Annotated in this window: 24 protein-coding genes; 10 read left to right on the forward strand and 14 right to left on the reverse strand. The window is 72.6% G+C overall.

The window, feature by feature from the left end; all coding sequences use genetic code 11:
* Positions 1-33 precede the first annotated feature (33 nt).
* Genes ACZ6S5_RS13140 through ACZ6S5_RS13150 form a run of 3 tightly spaced genes read right to left on the reverse strand, consistent with a single transcriptional unit; the run spans position 34 to position 3,867 of the window.
* A complete protein-coding gene (locus ACZ6S5_RS13140; RefSeq protein ID WP_466000223.1) occupies positions 34-1,449 on the reverse strand; it encodes an MFS transporter in 1,416 nt (471 codons plus the stop codon).
* 26 nt (positions 1,450-1,475) lie between these two features.
* The gene (locus ACZ6S5_RS13145; protein ID WP_466000224.1) at positions 1,476-3,023 is read right to left on the reverse strand and encodes an AMP-binding protein; all 1,548 of its coding nucleotides are present in this window, start codon (positions 3,021-3,023) and stop codon (positions 1,476-1,478) included.
* A gap of 16 nt (positions 3,024-3,039) precedes the next feature.
* Positions 3,040-3,867 carry a fumarylacetoacetate hydrolase family protein gene (locus tag ACZ6S5_RS13150; RefSeq protein ID WP_466000225.1) on the reverse strand — a complete coding sequence of 276 codons (828 nt, stop codon included), beginning with the start codon at positions 3,865-3,867 and terminating at the stop codon, positions 3,040-3,042.
* A gap of 172 nt (positions 3,868-4,039) precedes the next feature.
* On the opposite strand from ACZ6S5_RS13150, the gene ACZ6S5_RS13155 reads away from it, so the two are divergent.
* The 3 genes from ACZ6S5_RS13155 (at position 4,040) to ACZ6S5_RS13165 (ending at position 8,656) form a co-directional block, all read left to right on the forward strand.
* Positions 4,040-6,094: a hydantoinase/oxoprolinase family protein gene (locus ACZ6S5_RS13155; RefSeq protein ID WP_466000226.1), complete on the forward strand. Its 2,055-nt coding sequence runs from the start codon at positions 4,040-4,042 to the stop codon at positions 6,092-6,094.
* 1 nt (position 6,095) lies between these two features.
* Entirely contained in the window at positions 6,096-7,841 is a 1,746-nt protein-coding gene (locus tag ACZ6S5_RS13160) for a hydantoinase B/oxoprolinase family protein (RefSeq protein ID WP_466000227.1), read from the forward strand.
* 95 nt (positions 7,842-7,936) lie between these two features.
* On the forward strand, positions 7,937-8,656 hold the full coding sequence (locus tag ACZ6S5_RS13165) for a GntR family transcriptional regulator (RefSeq protein ID WP_466000228.1): 720 nt from the start codon (positions 7,937-7,939) through the stop codon (positions 8,654-8,656).
* An 18-nt stretch (positions 8,657-8,674) separates the two neighbouring features.
* Here the strand turns inward: ACZ6S5_RS13165 and ACZ6S5_RS13170 are convergent, their stop codons facing one another.
* Positions 8,675-8,995 (reverse strand): GYD domain-containing protein, encoded by a 321-nt coding sequence (locus ACZ6S5_RS13170; protein WP_466000229.1) that lies wholly within the window; start codon positions 8,993-8,995, stop codon positions 8,675-8,677.
* A 1-nt stretch (position 8,996) separates the two neighbouring features.
* The gene (locus ACZ6S5_RS13175) at positions 8,997-9,218 is read right to left on the reverse strand and encodes a hypothetical protein (protein ID WP_466000230.1); all 222 of its coding nucleotides are present in this window, start codon (positions 9,216-9,218) and stop codon (positions 8,997-8,999) included.
* A 115-nt stretch (positions 9,219-9,333) separates the two neighbouring features.
* On the opposite strand from ACZ6S5_RS13175, the gene ACZ6S5_RS13180 reads away from it, so the two are divergent.
* Positions 9,334-9,846, forward strand: coding sequence for a GNAT family N-acetyltransferase (locus ACZ6S5_RS13180; RefSeq protein WP_466000231.1), 513 nt, complete (start codon positions 9,334-9,336; stop codon positions 9,844-9,846).
* 58 nt (positions 9,847-9,904) lie between these two features.
* On the opposite strand, the gene ACZ6S5_RS13185 is transcribed toward ACZ6S5_RS13180, so the two are convergent.
* Both ACZ6S5_RS13185 and ACZ6S5_RS13190 read right to left on the reverse strand, forming a co-directional pair.
* Positions 9,905-10,888: an aldo/keto reductase gene (locus tag ACZ6S5_RS13185; RefSeq protein WP_466000232.1), complete on the reverse strand. Its 984-nt coding sequence runs from the start codon at positions 10,886-10,888 to the stop codon at positions 9,905-9,907.
* A 65-nt stretch (positions 10,889-10,953) separates the two neighbouring features.
* Positions 10,954-11,703 carry an SDR family oxidoreductase gene (locus ACZ6S5_RS13190; protein ID WP_466000234.1) on the reverse strand — a complete coding sequence of 250 codons (750 nt, stop codon included), beginning with the start codon at positions 11,701-11,703 and terminating at the stop codon, positions 10,954-10,956.
* A gap of 102 nt (positions 11,704-11,805) precedes the next feature.
* Here ACZ6S5_RS13190 and ACZ6S5_RS13195 point away from each other — a divergent pair, with 102 nt between their 5' ends.
* Entirely contained in the window at positions 11,806-12,648 is an 843-nt protein-coding gene (locus tag ACZ6S5_RS13195; protein WP_466000235.1) for a helix-turn-helix transcriptional regulator, read from the forward strand.
* 10 nt (positions 12,649-12,658) lie between these two features.
* Here the strand turns inward: ACZ6S5_RS13195 and ACZ6S5_RS13200 are convergent, their stop codons facing one another.
* Complete coding sequence (locus ACZ6S5_RS13200; RefSeq protein ID WP_466000236.1) at positions 12,659-13,513, reverse strand: aldo/keto reductase; 855 nt, start codon at positions 13,511-13,513, stop codon at positions 12,659-12,661.
* 57 nt (positions 13,514-13,570) lie between these two features.
* Positions 13,571-14,566, reverse strand: coding sequence for a LysR family transcriptional regulator (locus tag ACZ6S5_RS13205; RefSeq protein ID WP_466000238.1), 996 nt, complete (start codon positions 14,564-14,566; stop codon positions 13,571-13,573).
* 38 nt (positions 14,567-14,604) lie between these two features.
* Here ACZ6S5_RS13205 and ACZ6S5_RS13210 point away from each other — a divergent pair, with 38 nt between their 5' ends.
* Both ACZ6S5_RS13210 and ACZ6S5_RS13215 read left to right on the forward strand, forming a co-directional pair.
* The gene (locus tag ACZ6S5_RS13210) at positions 14,605-15,534 is read left to right on the forward strand and encodes a serine hydrolase (protein WP_466000240.1); all 930 of its coding nucleotides are present in this window, start codon (positions 14,605-14,607) and stop codon (positions 15,532-15,534) included.
* Positions 15,535-15,639: 105 nt separating this feature from the next.
* On the forward strand, positions 15,640-16,632 hold the full coding sequence (locus ACZ6S5_RS13215) for an MBL fold metallo-hydrolase (RefSeq protein WP_466000242.1): 993 nt from the start codon (positions 15,640-15,642) through the stop codon (positions 16,630-16,632).
* Between the two features lie 34 nt (positions 16,633-16,666).
* Here ACZ6S5_RS13215 and ACZ6S5_RS13220 read toward each other — a convergent pair whose 3' ends face one another.
* From ACZ6S5_RS13220 to ACZ6S5_RS13235, 4 genes are all read right to left on the reverse strand, one after another.
* Positions 16,667-17,206 (reverse strand): DUF1697 domain-containing protein, encoded by a 540-nt coding sequence (locus ACZ6S5_RS13220; protein WP_466000244.1) that lies wholly within the window; start codon positions 17,204-17,206, stop codon positions 16,667-16,669.
* A 220-nt stretch (positions 17,207-17,426) separates the two neighbouring features.
* Positions 17,427-17,849, reverse strand: a complete 423-nt coding sequence (locus ACZ6S5_RS13225; RefSeq protein WP_466000245.1) for a Rho termination factor N-terminal domain-containing protein — start codon at positions 17,847-17,849, stop codon at positions 17,427-17,429.
* Positions 17,846-18,826 (reverse strand): ParA family protein, encoded by a 981-nt coding sequence (locus ACZ6S5_RS13230; RefSeq protein WP_466000247.1) that lies wholly within the window; start codon positions 18,824-18,826, stop codon positions 17,846-17,848. The genes ACZ6S5_RS13225 and ACZ6S5_RS13230 overlap by 4 nt, the downstream gene beginning before the upstream one ends.
* 24 nt (positions 18,827-18,850) lie before the next feature.
* The gene (locus ACZ6S5_RS13235; protein ID WP_466000248.1) at positions 18,851-20,248 is read right to left on the reverse strand and encodes an RNA-guided endonuclease TnpB family protein; all 1,398 of its coding nucleotides are present in this window, start codon (positions 20,246-20,248) and stop codon (positions 18,851-18,853) included.
* 544 nt (positions 20,249-20,792) lie between these two features.
* Here ACZ6S5_RS13235 and ACZ6S5_RS13240 point away from each other — a divergent pair.
* Positions 20,793-22,055: a hypothetical protein gene (locus ACZ6S5_RS13240; RefSeq protein WP_466000249.1), complete on the forward strand. Its 1,263-nt coding sequence runs from the start codon at positions 20,793-20,795 to the stop codon at positions 22,053-22,055.
* Positions 22,056-22,057: 2 nt separating this feature from the next.
* Here ACZ6S5_RS13240 and ACZ6S5_RS13245 read toward each other — a convergent pair whose 3' ends face one another.
* Positions 22,058-22,552 (reverse strand): hypothetical protein, encoded by a 495-nt coding sequence (locus ACZ6S5_RS13245; RefSeq protein WP_466000250.1) that lies wholly within the window; start codon positions 22,550-22,552, stop codon positions 22,058-22,060.
* Positions 22,553-22,596: 44 nt separating this feature from the next.
* Here ACZ6S5_RS13245 and ACZ6S5_RS13250 point away from each other — a divergent pair, with 44 nt between their 5' ends.
* Together ACZ6S5_RS13250 and ACZ6S5_RS13255 are read left to right on the forward strand one after the other, a co-directional pair.
* Positions 22,597-24,102: an ATP-binding protein gene (locus ACZ6S5_RS13250; RefSeq protein ID WP_466000251.1), complete on the forward strand. Its 1,506-nt coding sequence runs from the start codon at positions 22,597-22,599 to the stop codon at positions 24,100-24,102.
* 87 nt (positions 24,103-24,189) lie between these two features.
* The gene (locus tag ACZ6S5_RS13255; protein WP_466000252.1) at positions 24,190-24,645 is read left to right on the forward strand and encodes a hypothetical protein; all 456 of its coding nucleotides are present in this window, start codon (positions 24,190-24,192) and stop codon (positions 24,643-24,645) included.
* Positions 24,646-24,797 lie beyond the last annotated feature (152 nt).

Below are 24,797 nucleotides of genomic sequence, written 5' to 3' on the forward strand. Positions count from 1 at the left end.
GTCACCGCGGCACCCGGTGACCGGGCAGACGCATCAGCGCGAGATCTCCTCCAGCGGCCGCTGGCGGGTCTCGATGCCCGCCACCACGACCACCGCGAGCGCGACGGCGCAGGCAAGCGCGAAGGACAGGAAGACCGCCCCGGCCCCCAGTCTGGTGCCGAGCAGCCCGCCGACCAGGAGCGGGGAGAGGATGCTGGCGAGCCGGTTGACGCTGCTGCAGGTCGAGGTCGCCCAGGCCCGCATCCGGGTCGGATACAGCTCGGCGGTGTAGAGGTAGAGGGCGCTGGTCGGGGCGGTGGCGCCGACGGCGAACAGCGCCGCCGTGGCGAGCAGCATCGGCCAGGCGTGCACCCCGAGCACGCCGACGCCGACGAAGCCCACCAGCGCGCCGGCCGTCATGATGACGAAGCCCCAGGTCAGCAGCGGCTTGCGGCCGATCCGGTCGGCGAGGAAGGCGGTCACGTAGACCATCGCCAGTTGCAGCACGCCGACCAGCACGGTCAACCCCAGCGCCCGGGTGGTGGCCAGGCCGCCGACCCGCACGTACAGCGTCGGCATCCACACCGCGTACCCGTAGCCGACGAAGAAGGTCAGGAACCAGATCGCCGCCAGCATCAGCGTGCGCCGCCGGTACGCGGGCGCGAACAGCTCGCCCAGCCGCAGCCGGCCGCCGGTGGCCGGCGGCGAGGCCGGCGGCGGCGCCAGGTCCACCCCGCGTGCCGTCGCCTCCTGCTCCATCCGGGTCACATACCCCTCGGCCTCCGCGCGGCGGCCCCGCTCGGCCAGCCAGCGCGCCGACTCGGGCAGCCGGAACCAGGCGTACGCGGCGACGAGGACCGGCAGCGCGCCGATCGCGAGCAGCACCCGCCAGCCCGCGTCCTCGCCGAAGCCGCGCAGCGCGACGATCCCGACGACCGGGGCCGCGAGCAGGCCCCAGTTGAAGGTGGACTGGTAGGCGACGGCGATCCGGCCCCGGTTGCGGGCGCCCAGGTACTCGTTGATGAGGGTCGCCGCCACCGGCACCTCGGCGCCGAGGCCGATGCCCTGCACGGCGCGGAGCACGCCGAGGCTGGGGGCGCTCCAGGCGAGGGCGCACGCCGCGGAGAGGACGCCGAAGGTGAGCAGCGACAGCAGGAACGCCGGCCGGCGGCCGAACCGGTCGGCCAGCGCCCCGATGACCAGCGCGCCGAGGAACTGGCCCAGGTAGCCGGCGGCGACCAGGATGCCGGCCTGCCCGGTGCTGATGTCGAAGTACGCGATGAGCACGGTCAGGATGACCGCGATGCTGGTCGAGTCGAATCCGTCGAAGAAGGTGCCGACACCGAGCGTGCCGGCGAGCCGGTAGTGGAACCGGCCCACCGGGATGCGCTCGATGCGGGCCGGGATGTCGTTGGCCGCCGGCGCCGGGACGGCCGGCTCAGTCTGTCGAAGCTGACCTCTCTGTGTCATCGGGGACTCCTCGTGCTGGCATTGCACTAGACCCGCCGCGCCTGCCCGGCCCAGTACTCCTCGCGCAGCTCGCGCTTGAGCACCTTGCCGACGGCGGACCGGGGAAGTTGACGGAACAGGACCTCCTTCGGGGCTTTGACGCTGCCGACCCGCTCCCTGCACAGTGCGATGAGGTCCGCGGCGCCGACCTCGGCGCCGGACTTGACCTCGACGACCGCGGTGACGCGCTCGCCCCACTTCTCGTCCGGCAGCCCGATCACGGCGCAGTCCTTGACCGCCGGATGGGCCCAGATGACCTGCTCGACCTCGCTGGGGAAGACGTTGAAGCCGCCGGAGATGATCAGGTCTCGCTTGCGGTCCACGATGTACAGGAACCCGTCGTCGTCCAGGTGGCCGACGTCCCCGGTGGCCTGCCAGCCGCCGTCGAGCTGGACCGCGGCGGTCTGCTCGGGCTCGTGCAGGTAGCCGCTCATCCGCAGCGAGCTGCGCACCACGATCTCGCCCGGCTCGCCCGTCGCGGCGGGGCCGTCCTCGCCCAGCACGGCGACGTTCGCGACGACGGTCTGCCGCCCGCAACTGGCCAGCCGCCGGTGCAGCGCGGGGTCGGCCGCCGCCTCGGCGTGCTCTCCCGGGCTGAGGAAGGTGCACATCATCGGCAGCTCGGTCTGGCCGTAGAACTGGGCCATCACCGGTCCGAAGACGTCCAGCGCCTCCTTCAGCTTCTCCACCGACATCGGCGCCGCGCCGTAGAGGAACCAGCGCAGGCTCGACAGGTCCCGCCGACGTACGTCGGGGTCGGCGAGCAGGGCGTAGACCGCCGTCGGCGGCAGGAACAGCCGGGTGACCCGGTGCCGTTCGATCGACGCCAGGATCTCGCCGGGGACCACCGTGTCGTGCACCACGTTGGTGCCGCCCACGCTGAGCACCGGGAACACCATGGCGCCGGCGGCGTGGGTCATCGGCGCGGCGACCAGGTGCACCGGGGCCTGTTCCGGCATGTGCGCGTGGAACCCGGCGAGCATCGTGGCGAAGGCGCGGTGCGAGACCTGGACCACCTTCGACCGGCCGGTGGTGCCGCCGGTGCCGATCAGCGCGGCGATCGCCTCCTCGTCGAGCGGGGGCAGCGGCACCCGGATGCCGGCCGGCGCCAGCCAGCTTCCCAGCGTCGGGTCGTCGCCGGCCGGCTCGTCCATCGCCACGAAGTGCTCGATGGACGGGACCGCCTCGCGGATCTGGTCCACGGCGGTCCCGGCCGCGTAGAGCAGGGCACGCGCCTCGACGGTACGCAGCAGCGTGGCGATCTCCTGCGGCGTGGACCGGGCGTTGACCGCCACCCAGGTGCAGCCGGCCCGCAGCACCCCGAGCACGCACGGGAAGACGATCGGCGAGTTGGGGCTGGCCACCGCGACGGGGGCGCCCGGCGGCAGGCCCGCCCGGCGCAGCGCCGCCGCCACCCGGTGGGTGATCGCCTCCGCCTCGGCGTACGTCACCGCGCCGGTCCCGTCCGGGCGGACGAACGCGACCCCGTCGGGGTTGATCCGGACCCCGCGGTCGAAGAACTCGATCAGGTGCATCGGGCCTCCCCTCGGCTCAGCCGGCGACGCACCGGTTGGCCTGCTCGCCGAGGCCGGTGATCGCGGTCCGCAGGGTCTGGCCGGCGGCGAGGAAGACCGGCGGCTTGCGGGCCGCGCCGATCCCGGCCGGCGTGCCGGTGGCGATCAGGTCACCGGGCACCAGGGTGATGATCGAGCTGACGTACGCGATGATCTCGCCGACCGGGAAGAGCAGCTCGCCGGTGCTGGCCTTCTGCATGACGGTGTCGTCCACGGCGCAGGTCATGTCCAGGGCCTGGGCGTGGTCGACCTCGTCGGGCGTGACCAGGTACGGCCCCACCGGGGTGGACGCCTCGAACGTCTTGCCCTGCAGGAACTGCGAGGTGCGCAGCTGCCAGTCGCGCATGGTGACGTCGTTGACGATGGTGTAGCCGGCCACCGCGGCCAGCGCCTCCTCGGCGTCCGCGTGCCGGACCGGGCTGCCGATGACCACTCCGAGTTCGACCTCCCAGTCGACCGCGTGGGACTGCGGTGGCAGCACGATGTCGTCGTACGGGCCGATCAGGCTGCGGCTGTACTTGGCGAAGATGGTCAGGTGCTTCGGCGTCGGCAGCCCCACCTCGGCGATGTGCGAGGCGTAGTTGACGCCGACACAGATGATCTTCTCCGGCCGGGGCGTGAGCGGGGCGACGTCGGCCTCGGCCAGCGGCACCGACGGCGAGGTCGGCCCGGCGGCCCGCTCGCGCCAGTCGGCGCCGGAGGCGAGGAGTTCCCCGACGTCCCGGAACGGCAGGAGGACCACCTCACCGCCCTCCACCCGGCCCGCGTGCGTCTCCCCGTCCCGGCGGAGCGTCGTCAGGCGCATGCTCTGTCCTTTCTGGCCGCCGGACGGCAGCAGCGCCGGCGACGGGCGAAGATTGATCGATGTCTACACATGCTTGAGGGTGAACTGTAGACTACGAAGCGTGATCTGGATACAGTTGCGGCGCGATCGGATGCAAGCTACGACGCCAGCGCCGACTGTCGAAGGAGACGACATGCCGATCAGGGCGGCGGTCGACATCGGAGGGACCTTCACCGATGTGGTCGCGTACCACGAACAGACCGGCGAACTGCTGCTGGGCAAGGCGCTCAGCACCCCCCGCGACCTGATCCAGGGGGTGTTCGACGGGCTCACCGCCGCCGACGTCCCGCTCGACGAGCTCGCCTTCCTCATCCACGGCAGCACGATCGTGGTGAACGCGCTGATCGAGCGCCGGGGCGCCCGGACCGCCCTGGTCACCACGGCGGGGTTCCGGGACGTCTACGAGATCGGCCGGATCAACCGTCCGGACGCCTTCAACCTCTCCTTCACCCGGCACCGGCCGCTCGTACCCCGGGAGATGGTCTTCGAGGTCCCGGAGCGGATCGCGGCGGACGGCACGGTCATGCGCCCGCTGGACGAGCAGCGCGCCCGGGTGGTTGCCCGCAAGCTGGCCGCCCTGGGTGTCGAGGCGGTGGCCGTCGCCCTCCTGCACGCCTACCGCAACCCGGCGCACGAGCGCCGGCTCGGCCAGATCCTCCGCGACGAACTGCCCGGCGCCTACGTGACGCTGTCGCACGAGATCAGCCGCGAGTACCGCGAGTTCGAACGCACCTCGACCGTCGTCGCCAACGCCTTCGTCGGGCCGATCGTCAGCGACTACCTCGGCCGCCTCGACGAGCGGCTACGCCAAGGCGGCGCCCGGACGTCGGTGGCGGTCATGCAGTCCAACGGCGGCGTCTCCGACGTGGCCACCGCCTCGGCACAGTGCGTGCAGATGCTGGAATCCGGGCCAGCCGGGGGAGTGGTGGGCACCATCGCGCTCTGCGAAGCCCTCGGCTACCGCGAGGCGATCGCCTTCGACATGGGCGGCACCACCGCCAAGTCCGCCGTCATCCGGGACCTCACCTTCCCGGTCGCCAGCGACTACTTCCTGGGCGGCTACCGCACCGGACTGCCCATCCGCATCCCCTGCCTGGACATCGTCGAGGTGGGCACCGGCGGCGGCAGCGTCGCCTGGCTCGACGAGGCGGGCGGCATCCACGTCGGCCCGCGCAGCGCGGGCGCCGAGCCCGGCCCGGCCTGCTTCGGGCGCGGCGGCACCGAACCCACCATCACCGACGCCGCCGTGGTCCTCGGCCACCTGGCACCGGACGGCCGGCTCTCCGGCGACCTGCCGATCGACGGGGACGCCGCGCACCGGGTGGTCCGGGCGCTCGCGGACCGGCTCGGCCTGGACACCGTCACCGCCGCCGCCGGGATCACCGCCATCGGCGCCGCCGCAATGGCCAACTCGGTCCGCGCGGTCACCAGCGAGCGGGGCCTGGACCCGCGCGACTTCGCCCTGTTCGCCTACGGCGGCAACGGGCCGCTGCACATCTCCCTGGTCGCCCGCGAGCTCGGCATCACCCGGGTGGTGATCCCGCCGGTCCCGGCGGTGTTCTCCGCGCTCGGCATGCTCATGGCCGACGCCCGGCTGGACCTGGTGCAGACGGGGGTGCGCACCCTCGGCAGCACCGAGCCGGGGGAGATCGAGCACGCGTACCGGACGTTGGAGGCCGAGTGCGCGCAGCAGCTGCGCGACAGCGCGATCGGCTTCGACCAGCTGGAGTTCCTGCGCGCCGCCGACATGCGCTACGTCGGCCAGGAACACACCGTGACGCTGCCCGCCCCAACGCTGGCCGCCACCGACGGGGACGACCCGCTCAAGCGGGCCTTCGACGCGGCCCACGAACAGCGCTACAGCCACAGCGCCCCCGGCGAGCCCGCCCAGGTGGTGAGCCTGCGGGTGTCGGCGGTCGGCAAGCTCACCAAGCCGGACGTGCCGAAGGTCGCCGCCGGGGACCGCACGCCACCCGCGACGGCCCGCACCGGCACCCGCGCCATGGTCTTCGACCCGGTCGACGGCGCGGTGCCGACCGCCGTGTACGACCGCGCGCGCCTGCTCGCCGGCAACCGGATCGCCGGCCCGGCCGCGATCGAGGAACCGACCACCACCACACTGCTGCGGCCGGGCGACACGGCCCGGGTCGACGAGTTCGGGAACCTCCTGGTCGAGATCGGAGGCTGAGATGGTCGACCCGATCACCGCGGAGATCATCCGCGCCGGCTTCGTCTCCATCACCGAGGAGATGAAGACGAACCTCATGCGCACCGCCTACAACCTCATCATCTACGAGGCCCAGGACTTCACCGTCGGGCTGTTCGACGCTGCGGGCGACCCCGTCTCGATCGGACTCGGCCTGCCGATGTTCATGGGCGGCCTGTCCGACGCCATCAAGGCGAAGCTGGCGTTCTACGGCCCGGACGGCATGAAGCCCGGCGACGTCCTGCTCACCAACGACGCCTACATCGTGGGCAGCCACCTCAACCACATGATCTTCACGCTGCCGATCTTCCACGACGGAGAGCTGGTCGCCTTCGCCTCGTCGATGGCGCACTGGATCGACGTGGGCGGCGTACTCGGCGGCACCACCACCGACATCTACGCCGAGGGCCTCCAGGTCCCCATCGTCAAGATCTTCAAGGAGGGCGTCCAGGACGACGAGCTGACCCGGCTGATCGCCACCAACGTCCGCTTCCCCGACCTCGCCATGGGCGACCTGCGGGCGCAGATCGCCGCCATCCGCACCGGGGAGGCCCGGATGCGCGCCATGCTCGCCCGGTACGGCGTCGCGGCGGTGAAGGCGAGCATCGCCGACCTGTTTCGGCGCAGCGAGGAGCTGGCCCGCCGGGCGGTCGCCCGCATCCCCGACGGCGAGTACGCGGCCGAGGCGTACATGGACGACGACGGCGTCGAGGCCGGTCGCCGGATCCCGGTCCGCGTCCGGGTACGCGTCGACGGCGACACCTTCACCGTGGACCTCAGCGGGATGAGTCCCCAGGTGGCCGGCTACTTCAACTCCGGCGCCACCGCCGGCCGCTCCGCCGCCCAGGTGGCGTTCAAGTGCCTCACCTCGCCGCTCGAATTCCCCATCAACGAGGGTTCGCTGCGCCCGCTGGAGGTGATCCTGCCGCCGGGCACCGTGGTCAGCGCCACCAAGCCGGCGGCCATGCGGTGGTGGATGACCTACCCGATGACCGTGGTCGACTGCGTCTTCCGGGCGATGGCCGAGGTGCTGCCCGACGCCTGCGTCGCCGGCCACCACGCCGAACTCGGCATGACCCACACCTACGGCGTCGACCGGCGCACCGGCCGGTTCTTCCAGTTCGTCGGCGGACCGCAGGGCGGCGGCTGGGGCGCCACCTCGCGGGCGGACGGGCAGAACGCCACGATCTGCGTCAACGACGGCGACACCCACAATGCCCCGGTCGAGGTGCTCGAGGTCAAGTACCCGATGGTCACGGTCGACGAGTACGCCCTGCGCCAGGACTCCGGCGGCCCCGGCCGGCACCGGGGCGGTCTCGGCACCCGGCTGCGGGTGCGCCTGCGGACGCCCGCGCACGTCGACACCTGGATCGAGCGCACCGCGTGCGCGCCCTGGGGGCTGGCCGGCGGCGGGGACGCCGCGCCCAACCGGGTGTGGGTCGAGCGGGCCGACGGCGAGCCGGTCCGGTTCGACAACGGCAAGGTCACCGGGTTCGCGCTGGCCGCCGGGGACAGCCACGTGGTGGAACTCGGCGGCGGCGGAGGCTTCGGGTCACCGTACGAGCGCCCGGTCGAGGAGATCCTCGCCGACGTCCGGGCCGGCTACGTCTCGGTGGCTGCCGCCCGGACCGCGTACGGCGTCGCGGTCGTGGACGACGGGAGCGGCGGGTTCACTGTGGACGGGGCGGCGACGGAGGCGCTGCGCGGCGCGTCCGACCCCGGCTTATGACCCGAAATCGCACCACCCTCAATGTATTCACGAAATATGGAGGTGCGTACAATCGATCACGCTGCGTTGCGTCGTCCGGGGAGGTGCCCGACTCGATGGGTTCGGTGAATGGCCCGGGCGGTGCCGTGACCGCCGAGGACAAGGCGGGTAACGGCGCCGGGACGCGTTCGGTCTACGACGCGCTGCGCCGCCTCATCCTCGACGGTGAGTTGCCGCCCGGCGCGGAGATCTCCCAGCCGGAGCTGAGCCGGCGGCTCGCCGTGAGCCGCACCCCCCTGCGCGAGGCGCTGCGCCTGCTGGAGCGGGAACGGCTGGTCGTGGACACCGGCCCCTACCGGTCGACCCGGGTCAGCTCGCTGAGCCCGGCCGACCTCGACGAGCTCTACTCCCTGCGGGTCATGGGGGAGGGGCTGGCCATCTGGCTGACCGTGCCGATGCTGCGCGCCGCGGACATCGAGCGGCTGGAGCAGGACGCCGTGCTGACCGCCGCCGGCGACGCCGAGGCCCACCGTCGCTTCCACGCCGGCCTGCGGATCGGCGCCGGGCCGCGGCTGGCCGAGCACCTGGAGCAGCTCTCCGACCATGCCGAGCGGTACCAGCGCTCCTTCGTCCAGTACGAGCCCGACCGGCAGTTCGTCGCCGCCAAGCTGGCCGAGCACCGGGAGATCGTGGCCGCGTGCGCGGCCGGCGACCGGCAACGGGCCCGGGAGCTGCTCGTCGACCACATCGCCGGCACCGCGATGGCCCTGATGACCGCCGAGCGGCACGCGCCGTTCACGCTGCCGTCCGCGGTCGCCATGGCGAAGGGGCACTGACCTCTCGCCAGCGGACCCTCAGTCGCCCGGCGGCGTGTAGCCGGTCGGCATCCGGGCCGCCTCGTCCACCTCCGCGGGGCTCAGCAGCGGCGTGATCTGCACCCGCAGCCCTCGTGACGCGCCGATCGCGATCGCCAATGCGGCGGCGGCCCGGTGGTCGGGCAGCTCGCACAGGGCGTACGTGTCCTCCTCTGCGAAGGCGAAGTACAGCGACGTCAGCTGGCCGCCGGCGTTCTCCACCAGGGCCCGCACCACCTCGACCCGTTTGGTGCCACCGTCCCGGATCAGCCCGTTGAGCCCCTCCGGGGTGTACGTCGACTTCAACAGGAACGTGGGCACGTCACCGGTTCCCCTGCCGTTGGACCCGCTGCGCGCCTTCGACCCTGGCGCGCCCGTGGTCGCGTTCGGTGCCCGACGTCCCGGTCGCCGCGCGCAGGTGCCGGCGTTCCGGCGAGTGCTCGACCTCGGAGCCCTGCCGGCCCCGGGCGCCGCTGCCGGAGTGCCGCCCCGCACGCGCCGACTCGCCGCCTGGATCGTGCTTGTTCTGCTTGTGGCTACCCATGCGGCGCGGGTACCCGGTGGGTGGACGGCTAGTCATGACCTGGCCCTCGACCTCCTGCCCCACTGGCAGCAAACCGATTGGTCGAATTTCGTGGGCGCGAGGTTGAATCGCGGTCATGACCGAGGTGCGCATCGTGCGGTGGAGCAGCGACGACCTGGAGCTGCTGCAGCGGCTCAACACCCCCGAGGTGCGCCAGCACACCGGCGGGCCGGAGACCGACGAGCAGGTGGTGGCCCGCCACGAGCGCTACCTGCGCGGTCCCGGCCCGCGCAGCGGGCACATGTTCACCGTGGTGCTCCCCGACGGGGCGAAGGTCGGCAGCGTCGGCTACTGGGCTCGCGAGTGGCGCGGCGAGCCGGTCTACGAGATGGGCTGGGCGATCCTGCCCGCGTACCAGGGACGGGGCCTGGCGACGGCGGCGGTGCGCGCGGTGATCGCGGAGGCCACGGCGCACGGCGACCGGCGCTTCGCGCACGCCTATCCGTCGGTGGACAACCCGCCGTCCAACGCGGTCTGCCGCAAGGCGGGCCTCACGCTGCTCGGCGAGACCGAGTTCGAGTACCCGCCGGGGCGCCTGATGCGCTCCAACGACTGGCGCATCGAGCTGACCGGGGAACGGGCCGGCTGAGGAACATGACGCCGGCCCCGGCGGCACGTCATCGAGCCGCCGGGGCCGGGTGGTGGAGTCAGCGCGCGGTGTCCAGCCGGGTCCGCTGCTCCGCGCTGAGTTCCAGGTCGACCGCGGCGAGGCTCTCGTCGAGCTGCGCCACCGAGGAGAAGCCGACCAGCGGGATCGTCGGCACGTCGCTGCCCAGCAGCCAGGCCAGCACCACCTGGTTGACCGTCGCGCCGGTCTCCGCCGCCACCGCGCGCAGCGCGGCCAACCGGGCCGGGGTGCTCGGCAGGTCGTACTCCGGACCCAGCCGCTCCGGCCGGGCGTACGCGCCCTTCAGCAGCGGCGAGTAGGCGACCAGGGTGAGCTGCGGCTCGGCCCGCAGGTAGCTGGCCAGGTCCGGCCCGACCCAGCCGATGTCGCCGTCCGGGTCCAGGTCGGCCGGCAGGTCCAGCCGCCGGGGCAGGTAGCTGCGGTGGTACTGGAGCACCTCGTACCCGGGCAGCCCGGCCGCCGCCGCGATCGCGCGGGCCCGCTCCACCCGCCAGGCCCGGTGGTTGCTCGCGCCCAGCAGCCCGACCGTGCCCTCGGCGACCAGCTCCGCGAAGCCCTCCACGGTCTCCCGCAGTGGCACCGTCCGGTCCTCGATGTGCGCGTAGAGCAGGTCGATCCGCTCCACGCCGAGCCGTTCCCGGCTGCGCTCGGCCGACTCGCGGATCACCTTCGCCGACAGCCCCTCCGGGTTGTCCACGTAGCTGGTCCCCGGGGCGAGCGGGCGGGCGCCGAGCTTGGTGGCGATCACCAGCTCGTCGCCGACGCCCCGGCTGCGCCGCCAGCGGCCGAGCAGCTCCTCGCTCTGCCCGCCCTGGCCCCCGTCCTGCCAGAACGCGTAGTTGTCCGAGGTGTCGACGAAGGTGCCGCCGGCCTCGACGTACCGGTCGAGGATGGCGTACGAGGTGGCCTCGTCGGTGGCGCTGCCGAAGAGCATCGCGCCGAGGCTGAGCACGCTGACCTCGCGGCGGGTGGCCGGGTCGGTGCCGATCGTGCGGTAACGCATTGATTCCTCCCCGTCAGGACGATGCGTCCACCCTCCACCTTCGAGCGCACGCGAAGTCAACCGCCTCACCAGGGCAGCACGCCGTACCCGCCGCCGGCGTCCATCTGGTAGCCCCAGAGCAGCCCGCTCGGCCCGTCCTCCGGCAGCGTCGCCAGGTGCACGCTCACCTCCGCGCCCTGCTCCGGCGTGCGGAAGCCGCTGTGGTGGTTGAGGTCGGTGGCGCAGTAGCCGGGATTGGCCGCGTTCACCTTGATCGGAGTGTCCCGCAGCTCCTTGGCGTACATCGCGGTGACCATGTTCAGCGCCGCCTTCGAGGACGGGTACGGCACCGAGGTCAACCCGAACAGCGCACCCCGCGGATCGGTCATCACCGCGATCGAGCCGACCTCGCTGGAGACGTTCACGATCCGGGCCGCCGGTGCCCCGCGCAGCAGCGGCAGCAGCGCGTTGGTCACCGCCACCACCCCGAACACGTTCGTCTCGTACACCTCGCGCAGCGTGGCGAGGGTGGTGTCGCTGGGCAGCCCCGGGCCGTCGGCCCGGACGATGCCGGCGTTGTTGACCAGCACGTCCAGGTGGCCGTACTCCCGCACGACCAGCTCGGCCACCGCGGCGGCCGACTTCTCGTCGGTGACGTCCAGCGGCACGAACCGGGCGTCCACCCCTTCGGCGCGCAGCACGCGCTCGGCCTCCCGGCCCCGCGTCTCGTCCCGCGCGCCCAGCAGCACCGCCATCCCGCGTGCGCCGAGCTGCCGGGCGGTGGCCAGGCCGATTCCCTTGTTGGCCCCGGTGACCAGGGCGATCGTCGTCGTCATGCGATCGAGGCTGCCGCCGAAGCCCGACGGTCGGGAGAGACCCGTCGATGCTGGTACCGGCGGTACCACCTTCGGCGGCCCGGGTTGCGGCAGGCTGGGGGCATGACCACCCTGCGCCGCGCCGAACTGGCCGACTTCCTGCGCGCCCGCCGCGCCCGGTTGCGCCCCGCCGAGGTCGGTCTCCCCGAGGGGGTACGCCGCCGCACACCCGGCCTGCGCCGCCAGGAGGTCGCGCAGCTCGCCCGCATCTCCATCGACTACTACATCCGCATCGAGCAGGGCCGCGGCCCGCACCCGTCCCGGCAGGTGCTCGCCGCCCTGGCCCGGGCGCTGCTGCTCAGCCGGGACGAGCGCGCGTACCTGTTTCGGCTCGCCGGGGAGAGCCCGCCCGAGGCGACCGGGCCGAGCCGGGAGGTGCCAGCGGGGCTGCGGCACCTGCTGGACGCGATGACCGAGACGCCCGCGTACCTGGTCGACGCCGCCTACGGGGTGCTGGCCTGGAACAGGACGGCGTCCTGGTTCGTCGGTGACCTGTCGGCGCTGCCGGTCGACGACCGGAACATGATCCGCTGGATGTTCCGCCGGGAGGTCCCGGAGTCCTACTGGAGCGACCCGGAGGTGCTGACCTTCGCCCGCACGTCGATCGCCGACCTGCGGGCCGCGTACGGGCGCTATCCGGCCGACCCGGCGCTCGCCGCGCTGGTCACCGAGCTGCTCGGGGTGTCACCGCGGTTCGCCGCGCTCTGGGCCGAGCACGAGGTGGGGGAGCGCCGGCCGACCGTCAAGCGGGTCACCCACCCGGAACTGGGGCCGCTGGAGTTCGAATGCCGGGTGCTGCACGTGCCGGAGACCGACCAGCGGCTGATCGTCTACGTCCCGGAGCCGGGCTCGCCGACCCAGGCGGCGTTCCGCCGGGTCGGCGAGCGTACGGCGGCCGGTCGGTAGCCGTCGCCGCTCAGCCCGGCACGTAGTCGAAGGTGTCCGGGTTGGGGCCCTGCCGGCCGGCCTCGCCCTTGTCCAGGCTGGTGATCCGGTCCATCGCCGCGTCGTCCAGCTCGAAGTCGAAGATCCGGAAGTTCTCCTCGATCCGGTTGGGCGTGGTCGACTTCGGGAAGACGATGTCACCGCGCTGCACGTGCCAGCGCAGCACCACCTGGGCGGGGGTGCGACCGACCTGCTCGGCGATGTCGACGACCGTCGGGTCGCCCAGCACCTTGCCCTGGGCGATCGGCGACCACGCCTCGACCAGGATGTTGTGCGCCCGGCAGTACGCGCGCACCTCCTCGTTGCCGAAGTAGGGGTGCACCTCGACCTGGTTCACCGCCGGCACCACGTCCGCCTCGGCGGCCAGCCGCTCCAGGTGCGCCACCTGGAAGTTGGAGACGCCGATCGACCTCGCCCGGCCGTCGCGCCGGAACTCCTCCAGCACCTTCCAGGTCGAGACGTAGTCGCCGTCGTACAGGGTCGGCAGCGGCCAGTGGATCAGGAACAGGTCGAGGTAGTCGAACTTCAACGCCTGCAACGTCTGCTCGAACGCCTTGCGGGCGTCGTCGGGCCGGTGGAAGCCGTTGTTGAGCTTGCTGGTGACGAAGACCTCCCGCCGGTCCAGCCCGGAGGCGCGCACCGCCTGCCCGACCTCGGCCTCGTTGCCGTACATCTCGGCGGTGTCGACGTGCCGGTAGCCCACCTCCAGAGCCTTCCCGACGGCCTGGGCGGTGTCCTTCGGGTCGATCTGGAAGACCCCGAAACCGAGCTGCGGGATCGTGTTGCCGTCGTTGAGCGAGATGTCGGGAACGGTGTTCGCGGCCATGAAAAGCCTCATCTCCCATCGTCGGTGTGTACCACCGGGTTGTCCTACCCGATCGGCTCACGTCCTCACGGCGTCGACCGGGTGATCTGGGGCAACCTCGCCGGCCTCGAAGAGGACCGGCCAGGGGCGGGCGGTCGGTGCGGTCGCCGGCACCCCCGGCGGCGGCTCGGCCAGGCCCAGCACCTGCGCCGCGAGCTGCCCGAACATCGGCGCTGCGGGATGTGCGGCCCGGCTCGGCCAGGCCGCCGAAATGCCCTTCACCAGCGGCGCGCCGGCGATCGGCCGCCAGCTGATCCGCGGCTCCCGGCGGGCCACCGCCTCCGGCTCGACGGCCACCGCCCCGCCGGCCAGCAGCAGGCCGAACAGGAATTCCGGGTTGCGGGCGTGCCGGACCCGGGCCGGGAGGAAACCGTGCTCCCGGCACACCGCCAGCAGGTGGTCGTGCCAGCCGGGCGCGGTCGCCGGCGGCGCGGTGATCAGGTCCAGCCCGGCCAGGTCGGCGAGGTCGACCTGCCGGGCCCGGGCCAGCGGCGCGACCCGGGGCAGCAGCACCCCGACCGGCACGTCGACGGTGGGACCGAAGCGCAGCCCGGCCGCCGCCACCGGCCGGTGCAGCAGGCCGACGTCGAGCCGCCCCTCGGCCAGCATGCGGACCTGCTCCGCGCTGGTCAGCTCGTGCAGGTCGAGGTCGAGCCCGGGCGCGCGAGCGGCCAGCCCGTCCAGCAGCGCGCGCAGGGTCACCGCCGGCGTCTCCGGGGGCACGCCGGCCCGCAGCACACCGAGCGCGCCCCGGCGTACCTGGTCGACCACGTTGCGCAGCCGTCGCTCCCCGGCGAGCAGGTCGCCGGCCTCGGCGAGCAGGAGCTGGCCGGCGGTGGTGAGGCGGACCTGTCGCTGCGAGCGGTCGAAGAGGGCCACCCCGAGCTCCCGCTCCAGCCGCTGGATCGACTGGCTCAGCGGCGGCTGGGCCATCCCCAGCACCTCGGCCGCCCGCCCGAAGTGCAACTCCTCGGCGACCACCACGAAGTGCCGTAGGTGCCGCAGCAGATCCACGTCCCGACCCTAGCCCGGCCCTTGGTTAGCGTGGCGGGGTGGATGTGGGGAAGCGGATCGGAGAGATCTTCGGGCGGGCCGGGATCAGCGGCTGCCTGCACGTGGTGGACGTGGACGATCCGGGGCGGGAGGTCGCCGTCCGCGCCGACCAGCAGATCGTGATCGCGTCGGTCTTCAAGATCCTGCTGGTGCTGGAGTTCGCCCGGCAGGTCGTCGCCGGACAGCTCGACCCGGCCGAGCGGGTGCTCGTCCGGGCCGCGGACCGGCTCGGCGGCTGGGGGGTGGCCGGCTGCGCGGACGACGTCGAGGTCTCCCTGCGCGACCTGGCGTACTTCACCATGTCGGTCAGCGACAACACGGCCGCCGACCTGCTGCTGCGCCGGGTCGGCCCGGACGTGCCGTCGATGCTCGCCGCCGAACTGGAGCTGCCGCGCACCCGGATCGTCGGCGGCCCTCGGCAACTGGTCGAGGCGATGCTCGCCGACGTGGGCGCGCGCAGCGAGGCGGACTTCGCCCGGATCTTCCCCACGCTGAGCCCGGAGCGGGTCCGGGCCATGCGGGTCTTCGACCCCGCGCACACCACCTCCAGCATTGCCCGGGAGATCACCCGGCTGCTGCGGCTGATCTGGCGGGACGAGGCCGGGCCACCGGCCGCCTGCGCGATGGTCCGCGAGCTGATGTTCCGGCAGCTGTTCTGGACCCGGCTCGCCGCCGGCTTCCCGCCCGGGGTACGGGTCGCCGGAAAGACCGGCAACCTGCCCGGCCTGCACCTGGAGGCCGGGGTCGCCGAGTATCCCGACGGTGGCCGGTTCGCGATCCTGGTCCACGCCCGGACCGAGCGGCTGAGCGTCCGGCGGATAGACGTGGACCTGGCGATGGGCGAGGCGGCTCGCGCCGCGGTCGAGGCGCTGCGCGGAACGATTTCGTCGCGGGAACGCCGCCGATCGGGCCCCGCTGACCTGCGGTGATATCCGCTCGCATATCGACCGTGCCGTCGGTCGATCTTGGACAGGGCGCGGCGGGCGGTGCTGGGGTGGTCGTACCGAGCACCCATCCCACGGGGAGGACGCACCATGCCCGACAACCGTCCGTACGACCGCCGCCGCTTCCTGCGCGACGCCGCGGTGGGCACCGCCGCCGTCTCGACCGCCGGCCTCGCCGCCGGCGCGCTGGCCGCGCCGGCCCAGGCCGCCCCGGCGACCGCGCCGGTCGCCGCCGCCGGGGCCCGGCGCTCCGGCGCGGTCAGCTTCCGCTGGTGGGGTACGTCCGGCTGGCGGATCGACATCGGCGACCGCACGGTGCTGGTCGACCCGTACCTGAGCCGCTACGACACCGGGCTGTTCCGGGGGAAGTTCAACCCGGACACCCCGCTGACCGTCGACACCGGGGTGATCGACCCGCTGGTGGACCGGGCCGAGAACATCCTGGTCACGCACACCCACTGGGACCACTTCAACGACGTGCCGCACATCGCCGGCCGCACCGGAGCGCGCGTCTTCGGCACCCTCACGGCCTACCACCTGGGGCTGGCGTACGGGCTGCCCGCCGGGCAGCTCGCTCCGGTCAAGGGCGGCGAGGTGCTCGACTTCGGCGACTACACGGTCGAGGTGGTCAGCTCCCTGCACAGCCGCAACGGCTCGTGGTCGATGGCCTTCCCCGGGGTCCGGGTCAGCCAGCCGCCGAAGCCGGCGAAGGTCTCCGACCTGCCCGAGGGGGACACCCTGGCGTACCAGATCCGGGTGTCCGGCGGCCCGTCGGTGTTCTTCATGGGAGCGAGCGACCTCAACGAGCGCAACCTCGCCGGGCTGGCCCCCGACGTGGCGATGGTGGCCTCCGCCGCGACCACGTCGACCGCCGACTACGTGGCCCGGCTGATGGCCGCGCTGGACCACCCCAAGGTGGTCGTGCCGGTGCACTGGGACAACTTCGAGACCCCGCTGACCAACCCGCCGGCCGTGGCGGAGAGCGACCGCAAGCGCCTCGACGACCTGATCGCCGCCGTGCGCAGGGTGTCGCCGCGCAGCCAGGTGCTGGTGCCCGAGTACCACACCGCGTACCACTTCTGACCGGGCCGGCGGGGCCCGGACCGGGCCCCGCCGGTCAGCCGGCCGCCAGGTCGCGCAGCGCCAGCACCGACTTCCAGTTCCGGGTGGTCGCCACCACGCCCAGCTTCTTCTCCAGGTACGCGTTGGTGAACTTCGTCCGGCCGTAGCCGCCGTCCGGGAAGTGCAGGTGGATCTCCCGGCCGATCACCGCGTACTCGAGGTTCTCGCCGGCCGGCACGGTCAGGTCCTTGACCTTCGCCGCCGTGGGCTTCGCCGACAGGAAGGCCACCAGCATCCGGGTCGGGTCGTCCTGCTTCGCCACGTACGGGCCGGCGTCGACGACCGCGGCCAGCTCGGTGTCGCCGCGCACCAGCACCGGCACCCGCAGCCCCAGCTCGTCGGCGAGCCGGCGCTCGATGCCCTCGGCCAGGATGTCGTCCTTCGTCGGCGGGCTGGTGAAGACCACGTTGCCGCTCTGCAGGTAGGTCTTGACGTCCTCGTGGCCGAGGTCGGCGACGATACGCCGCAGGTCGGCCATCGTCAGGCGGGTGGAGCCGACGTTGACGCCCCGCAGCAGGGCGGCGTAGCGGGCCATCCCGGGCCTCCTCGCGTCGATGCCTGTGGCCACCCAGACTAGGGGCCACCGCCTGCCCGGGCCCGGCAACGACGCGGCGCCGCCGTCGGTCCGCACGTCCGCCACCCGTCCGCACGGTGAATCGTCCACGCCATCAGGTTCGTCGTCATTAGCGAGACGTCTGCCTGCCCGACCGGCGGTGGCTGGCCCGGACCGGCGGACCGGCCGGCCGGGCCGCGGATCAGCGCCGGCGGATGGCGGTGGAGTCGAGGCGAAAGCCGATGGTGCGGTCCACGATCCGATCGACCAGGTCCGACTTGCGCAGGCCGGCCACCCCGCGCAGCCCCGCCCGGGCCGCCAGCGCACGCAACTCCCGGGCCGTCCACGACGACAGGTACGCCGTACCCTCGTCGCGCCGTGCCATGGCGACCAGCGCGGCGTGCGCCCGCTCGACGTCCGCTCCCGGCGGTGCCGGCTCGGCGCCGCCGGGCGACCTGGCGGCCGGGCCCGGCGCGGCATCACCGTCCACCTCGGCCTCGGGTGGCGCCGCGGGCAGGACGGCGAGCCGGGCGTGTCCCTCGGCCAGCGCGGCCACGTCGGCGGCGGAGAGGCTGGCCAGGAACTCGGCCACCCGGGCCAGCACGGCGCGCGTCGGGTCGGTCATGCGTCCGCCCCGGCGGCGGCCACGGCGGTGGTGACGGGTGCGGGGGAGCTGGGCGCCGGATCCGGCTGAAGGGCGGCCAGGAACTCGGTGGTGATCTGCCGCAGCTCCTCGCGGACCGCCGGCGCGGTGACCCGGTCCCGCAGCACCACCGGCACCCCCCGCGGGGTGTTGGTGGCGAAGAGCGTGACGTTCTCCCGCAGCGCCGTCGGGAACACCGGCACGCCCAGCGCCCGTACCTGATCCATGTAGCCCTGGTGCGCGGCGACCGGCCGCTGCGCCATCAGCTGGACCATCGTGAACACCACTCCCGCGATGCCCGGGGCCACCTTGTGGTGGCGGCGGATCTTCGCGAACCGGCGGGAGTCCGTGTTGTACCGGTCGACCAGCTCCCGGACGTTCGCGTGCAGATAGTCGATGCCGAGGGTGGACAGGTAGTCGGCCCGCGCCGGGATGAGCAGGTGGTCACTGGCGATGATCGCCGACTGGGTCACCACGTTGAAGTTCGGCGGGCAGTCGATCAGCACCAGGTCGTACGGGTCCAGCGCCGGGTCGTGCAGCCCCGCGTCCAGCGACCCGCGCACCCGGAACAGCTCGGCGTCGTACTCGTCGCCGTCGGCCACGCCCCGGGCTAGCGCCAGGTCGATGTCGACCAGCTGCAGGTGCGACGCGATCAGGTCCAGCCGGCCCGCGCCCTTGAGCTGCGCGTTCGCCGGCCCGGGAGTGACCACCAGCTCGCCGAGGGTCGCCTTCGGGGTGTCCCCGCGCAGGCCGTCGTACCAGCGCTTCACCGTGCGGTCGTCCCGCAGCCGGTCCCGCCAGTCGTCCGGCTCGTAGAAGCTGAACGTCAGGCTGGCCTGCGGATCGAGGTCGATCAGCAGCACCTTCATGCCCCGGTTGGCCAACTCGGCCCCGAGATTGGCGGTCATCGTGGTCTTACCGACCCCGCCCTTGTAGTTGATCACGGATACGACGTACACCGGCACCTGCTTCCTACTGCATACTCATTTCGGATGGTTCGCTCTCCGCTCGGTTCTTGCCGGGCTGGAGTCCTGGACCGGCAGTCTGGTCCGGTGGCGATCTGTCCGGTCCTGCAGGATCTGCTTAACCGCCTGATGTGGGGTGTGCAGGGCGATGTCGGGGTCGCCGGCTCGGTGCAGGATGTTGATCGCGGCGTTCACGTCGGCCTGCCACACCACCCCGCACGGAGTGCAGTGAAACCGGTCCCCACTGCGTCGGCCGAACCGGCCGCAGCGGTGACAGGTTTGTGAGGTGTAGGCGGCGTTGACGTGCACGAGCGCAGAACCTCTACGCTCCGACACGCTTTTCAGGGCCTCGGCGGTGACTCCTTTTGTCCACGCGGCGAGGCGCCGGTTGATGTTCTTAGGAAGCTGTTTGCGTCCGGCGAAGGTCTTGGTGAGGTCTTCGGCGACCAGGGTGGCGGCCTTGTCGACGACATCGTGTACGGCGGTGAAGATCTCCGTGCGGACCCGGGCACGGTGGCGGGCGGCCTGCCGGTCCCGCTTCACGGTGCCGAGGTTGTTGGCCGCGATCCGACGTGCCTTCGCGTGGTCGCCATGCAGGGCCGCGGTGTTGGCAATCGAGCGGAGCTTTGCCCGACGCCGGTTGCGTTCTTTCAGCCGGTCCGACTCGCCGGTAAGCAGGACGCCGAGGCCGGTACCGTGCGGGTCGCCGTCGGAGTCGGTGAGGGCTTCGGTATAGCCCTTGTCCACGCCGACCGTCGCCTCGCCGCACGGCCGCTGCGACGATCGCATCTCCGATGCATTGATCTGATAGTGGACCTCCACCCAGCCGGCGCGCACGATCAGCCGCAGCGTTCCGGTCGGCGTGACCGTCGTGGACAGGGGGATTTTGACCATCTGGCGGCGCTCGAGGCCCGGGATCGCCAGCCACAACCGCCCCCGCCCGTCTACGACGACGTTGTGTTTGTCGGCGCGCACGACGATCTGATTGTGCGTGCGGTTGCGGCCGCGCTTCCAGTGCTTGCGCATCTGCCGAGCCAGGAACGGGTCCTGAGCCCACTGGTCAGCCTTCAGCGCGGTGAACATCCGCTTGCGCTCGACCGGATCCTTAGTGCGCCGGACGATCGCCCGACGTACCTTCACCTTCGCCGCCTCCAGGTTCGCCGCGATGTCGGCCATAGCGTCGCGGACGGTTTCCTTCCACGCATTCGCGAGCACGCCGAACTGGATGTGCGTGCCGTCTGCCAACCAGCGGTCCCGCACCTGCCGATCCCTCAAGCCGGACCCGACACTGGCGACCGATCCGCAGCGCTGCCACACCTCACTGCGGACCCGACCCAGCCGGCGCGCCTGTTCCCGCAAAGCCGCGTACTTACCCGCATTCAGGCCGGTCGAGTAAGCGATGCGCGTGACCTTCACCTGTCAGCCGTCCTGGTCAGGCCCGCTTGAAGTTGCTCCTTCAAGGAACCGAGCCTGTCCAGCCGCCACGAGATGGTGCCATGGCCGCCGGCAGATTCCCCACCCGCTCCCGCCGCGGGGACAACGCGCCCCGCTCACCAAACTGCCTGATCCGGTAGACGCCATGCACAAGAAGCAACATGGAGAGGCATGCAGAGACAACCGACAACTAGTCACTCCTCCCCGACCGGGAACGGTAACGGTAACCGGTCCGGACGCGTCGGCCGGGATCGCCACGCGTTGTGCGGCAATCGTCCGTACGGCGGTAGGTGACGACCGTTCGCGGCGCGTTTATTATCTGCCGACGCCATGCAGTGGACTGTCGCAAGTAGTTGCCTGAAGCTGACATTTCCTGGTCAACCGCCGGGCAACTGGTTCACTACCACGGACGTGCAGAACAACAACTGGAGGGTCCAGGTGGTCAGCCACTGCGACCTCACGCCGGGCCTCACCTCCTCGGGGGAGACCACCGACGGGGCGGGCAACCGGGTCTACCGGTACACCCGTGACCAGTTCCACCGCCAGTGGCCTGCCAACCAGGTGCGCCGACGGCAACCAGGACGACTTCGCCGTCGTGATCAACAACCGCCGACCGGGTGACCTCGCCTACCTGGACGCGGACTGCACGCTACGGGTGAAAACTACCGGCAACGCCAAGTGGCTCCGTATCCCTTCGGGCCCGCGCCGCACGCCGGCGCGGGCCGGTCGCCGCCGCCGACTGGGTCGCCGGGACCGGGAGCCGCCGCTACGGTTCCTGTCCATGGGCGTGAACCCGCGGTATGTCGCCGGACTGCTCCTCGCCGCCGCCTCGGTCGTCTGGTGGGCGGTCGGCATGGCGGTGCTGCAACCGCTGACCGAGCCGGCCGGCCCGTGGTCCGAGGCGCTCCCCGGCAACAACACCTACTGGGCCCGGGAGGTACGCCTCACCGCGCTGGTCGGCATCGCGCTGGGGCTGATCCTGGCCTTCGGCGGTGACCGCGTCACGACGGGGACGGCGGCCCTGCTCGGCGTCGGCTGGCTCCTCGCCGACCTGGCCGTCGACCGGGCCGATCCGGAGGGCTGGCGCTACGTGGCACCGATCGCGGCCGCCGGGTGCCTGGTGCTGACCGGGGTGGTGGTGCTGCGGCACCGCCTCCACGCGGTGCCGCGGGACGCGCCGGTCGCCCGCCGTACGCTGCTGGCCGCCGCCACCGTCGCGGCGGTGCTCGCGGCCCTCGGCGCGGCCGTGGAGTCGCCCACCGACCGGGAGCCGCAGCTCGTCTGGGCCGGCCTCGGCAGCGGCGGACTGATGCTCGCGCTCGCGCTCGGCTGCGCGCTGGCCGCCGCGCCGCCCCCGGTCCGCAACCGCACCGTGCCGGCTGCCGGCCTGGCGCTGGCCGGCGTGGCGACGGTCGTCGGCATCCGGCTGACCCCGCCCGACCACGCGATCGTCGCCCTGTGGGTGGGCGGCGTCCTGCTGGTCACCGGGGTGGCCGCCCTGGCCGGGGCCCGACCGGAGGGACGTTCCGCGGTGCCCTGGTACGCGGGCGTGGCCGTCGTCACCGGCGTCGGGCTGCCGATGGTGCTGCTCGCCACGGAACTGGTCCAGATGTGGATCCCGATCGGGCCGGTGCTGACCCGACTGAGCGGCAACATCGTGATCAGCGACGCCGACACCGACGCGTCGGTCACCTTCGACGGGCTGGTCGCCGGGCTCGCCCTCGGCGTGCTGCTGGCCCGGGTCGCCGGCCGGACCCGACCCGGGGATGCCGTCGCGTCCCGGCCCTGAGATCAGGGCTTGCGATAGACCGGGAGGCCGAGCGTGGTGCGGACCCGGTTGGCCTCGGTGCCGCCGTCGTGCGCGGCCGCGGCGCGGATCTCCCGCATCAGCGCCTGGGCGCTGGTGGCCTCGGCGGCGGACTGCCAGTGCCGCAACGCCACGTCGTTCTCCTTGAGCAGCGCCGCTATCGGCGCCTGCACCTTCGCCGGCCACGCGGTGGCGCGCAACTGCTCGGCGTGGGCGGCGTTGGTGGTGGCGACCGTACGGACCAGTCCCCGGACGGTCCGCCACGGCTTGCCGGCCCGCAGCGCCTCCTGCAGCTTCTCCAACGCGGTGTTGTACGGCGCCACGATCGACAGGTACCGCCCCTTCGCCTCCTTCATGGTCAGCGAGGCGGACGCGGTCGGCGACGGGGCCTCCCAGGCCGGGAACTCGGTCGTCGGGGCTTCCCCGCCGCAGCCGGCGAGCAGCAGGACCAGAGCCAGGACGGCGGGCCAGCGACGCACGGGACTTCCCATCTCCCGGGGGCGGATCACCGGCGAGTCTAGGGGTGACCCGGCGACCGTGCCGGCCGAACCGGGATACGCTCAATCCTGATAGTTTCATTTTTGAGGTCATCAGGGGTGAGCCCATGGACGGTTTCGTCGGGCGAGTGAGAGAACTGGCCCTGCTGGACGGGATGCTGCGCCGCGTCGCCGAGGGCGGCCGGGCCGGGCGGCCGGGGCGGGCGCTGTTGATGCGTGGGCGCCGTCGGGTGGGCAAGTCCCGCCTGGTGGAGGAGTTCGTCGAGCGGGCCGGGGTGCCGCATCTCTTCTTCACCGCCTCGGCGCAGCCCACGGTCGCCGCTGATCTGGCCCTCTTCGTCTCGACCGCGGCCGGTTCGACGCTGCCCGGTGCCGATCTGTTCGCCGCGCAGTCGCCGCACACCTGGGACGCCGCGCTCACCCTGCTCGCCGCGGCGCTTCCCACCGACCGGCCGAGCGTCGTCGTGCTCGACGAGATGCCGTACCTGATCGCCACCGATCCCGGCTTCGAGGGCACGCTGCAGAAGCTCTTCGACCGCGAGCTGTCCCGTCGACCGGTCCTGCTGATCTGCATCGGCTCGGATCTGGCGATGATGGAGGCGCTGAACGACTACGGCCGGCCGTTTCACCAGCGGGCCACCGAGATGATTGTGCCGCCACTGAGCCCCCGCGACGTCGGGGAGATGCTCGATCTGTCCGCAGCGGAGGCGTTCGACGCCTATCTCGTCTCCGGCGGCTTGCCGCTGATTCTCGACGAGTGGTCGCCGGATGGCACTGTCCACGATTACCTCGGCCGGGCAGTCACCGACCCCACGTCCGCACTGCTCGTCAGCGGCGAACGCGCGCTCGCCGCCGAATTTCCGCCCCAGTCCCAGGCGGGCGTGGTGCTCCGCGCGATCGGGTCCGGGGAGCGGACGTTCTCGTCGATCGCACGGGCTGCGGGCGGCATGCCGCAGGCCTCCCTCATCCGAGCACTGCGGCTGCTCAGCGAGAAGAGGATCATCGAGGTCGCTCTTCCGCTGTCGACACAACCGTCCCGCGAGACCCGGTATCTGATCTCCGATCCGTACCTGCGCTTCTGGCTCTCGTTTCTCGGTCCGTACCTGCCGGAAATCGAGCGTGGACGGGGTGACCTGACCCTTGCCCGGATCACGTCCTCGTGGACGTCCTGGCGGGGGCGAGCGATCGAACCGGTGGTGCGTGAGGCGCTGCGGCGGTTGCCGCCGGGTCACCTGCCGCCGGAGACGGCGGTAGTGGGCGGGTACTGGACCCGGACCAACGACCCCGAGATCGATCTCGTCGGCGCGGACCGGGCGCCGGTGGCGAAGCGTCTCACCTTCGTCGGCTCCGTGAAGTGGCTGGAGAACGGGCCCTTCGACGCCCACGACCTGGGGCGGCTTCTACTGCACCGTAACCGGCTGCCCGGAGCGGACGACGCCACCCCGCTCGTCGCCGTCTCGCGCAGCGGACAGGCGGTCGGTGGCGTCACGATGCTCTCCCCGGACGACTTGCTGACCGCCTGGCTGGATTGAACTCCTGCCCGTGCAGGGCCGTACCAGTGGTCGAGGATGTGGTGCGGCGGGTCGGCCGCGCCGCTGCCGAACTGCGGGAGGCCTGCCGTGCGAGTTGGTGAGCAGTCGACGGATCCCATCGATCAGATCCTGGGTGAGGTGCCGGTGCCGGCGCCGCTCACCCCGGAGGATGTCCGGCTCGCGGTCCGGGCGGTGGTGGTGCACGCCGCCGAGGAGTGGCCCGCCGGACCGAAGTGCCGCAACGACGGTGCCGCGTACCCCTGCCGGCTGCACCGGTGGGGACGGCGGGTGCTGGAGGCCCACGGCCTCAACGAGCGCCAGGTCGACGCCCTGGTGCGGCACGGCAACCCGTTCGTGCACGTGCCCTTTCCGTTCGTGCTGACAGCGCCCGCGGCGCGTCCGCCGGCGCCGGCCACCCAGAACCCGCGCGGCCCGGCCGGCCGGGTGGCCGCACCCGGCGTGCGGCCCGCTGTCCGGTCCGGCGGTACCGGTCGGCCCGTGGCGCCCCCCGCCACCCGGCCGCGCTGGCCCCGGGCGAGCTGACGGCCGCTCCGGGGGTACGCCCGGACGCCGTCACGCCCGGGGCAACCGGCGGCGGCCCGCCGCGGGGCCCCCACCCCCGCGTCGGGCCGCCGTCCACGGCGGTCGGGCTGCCGCAGCGCGGGGCCCGCCCCCGCGTCGGGCCGCCGTCCACC

Source organism: Micromonospora sp. NPDC051924 (assembly GCF_055586005.1).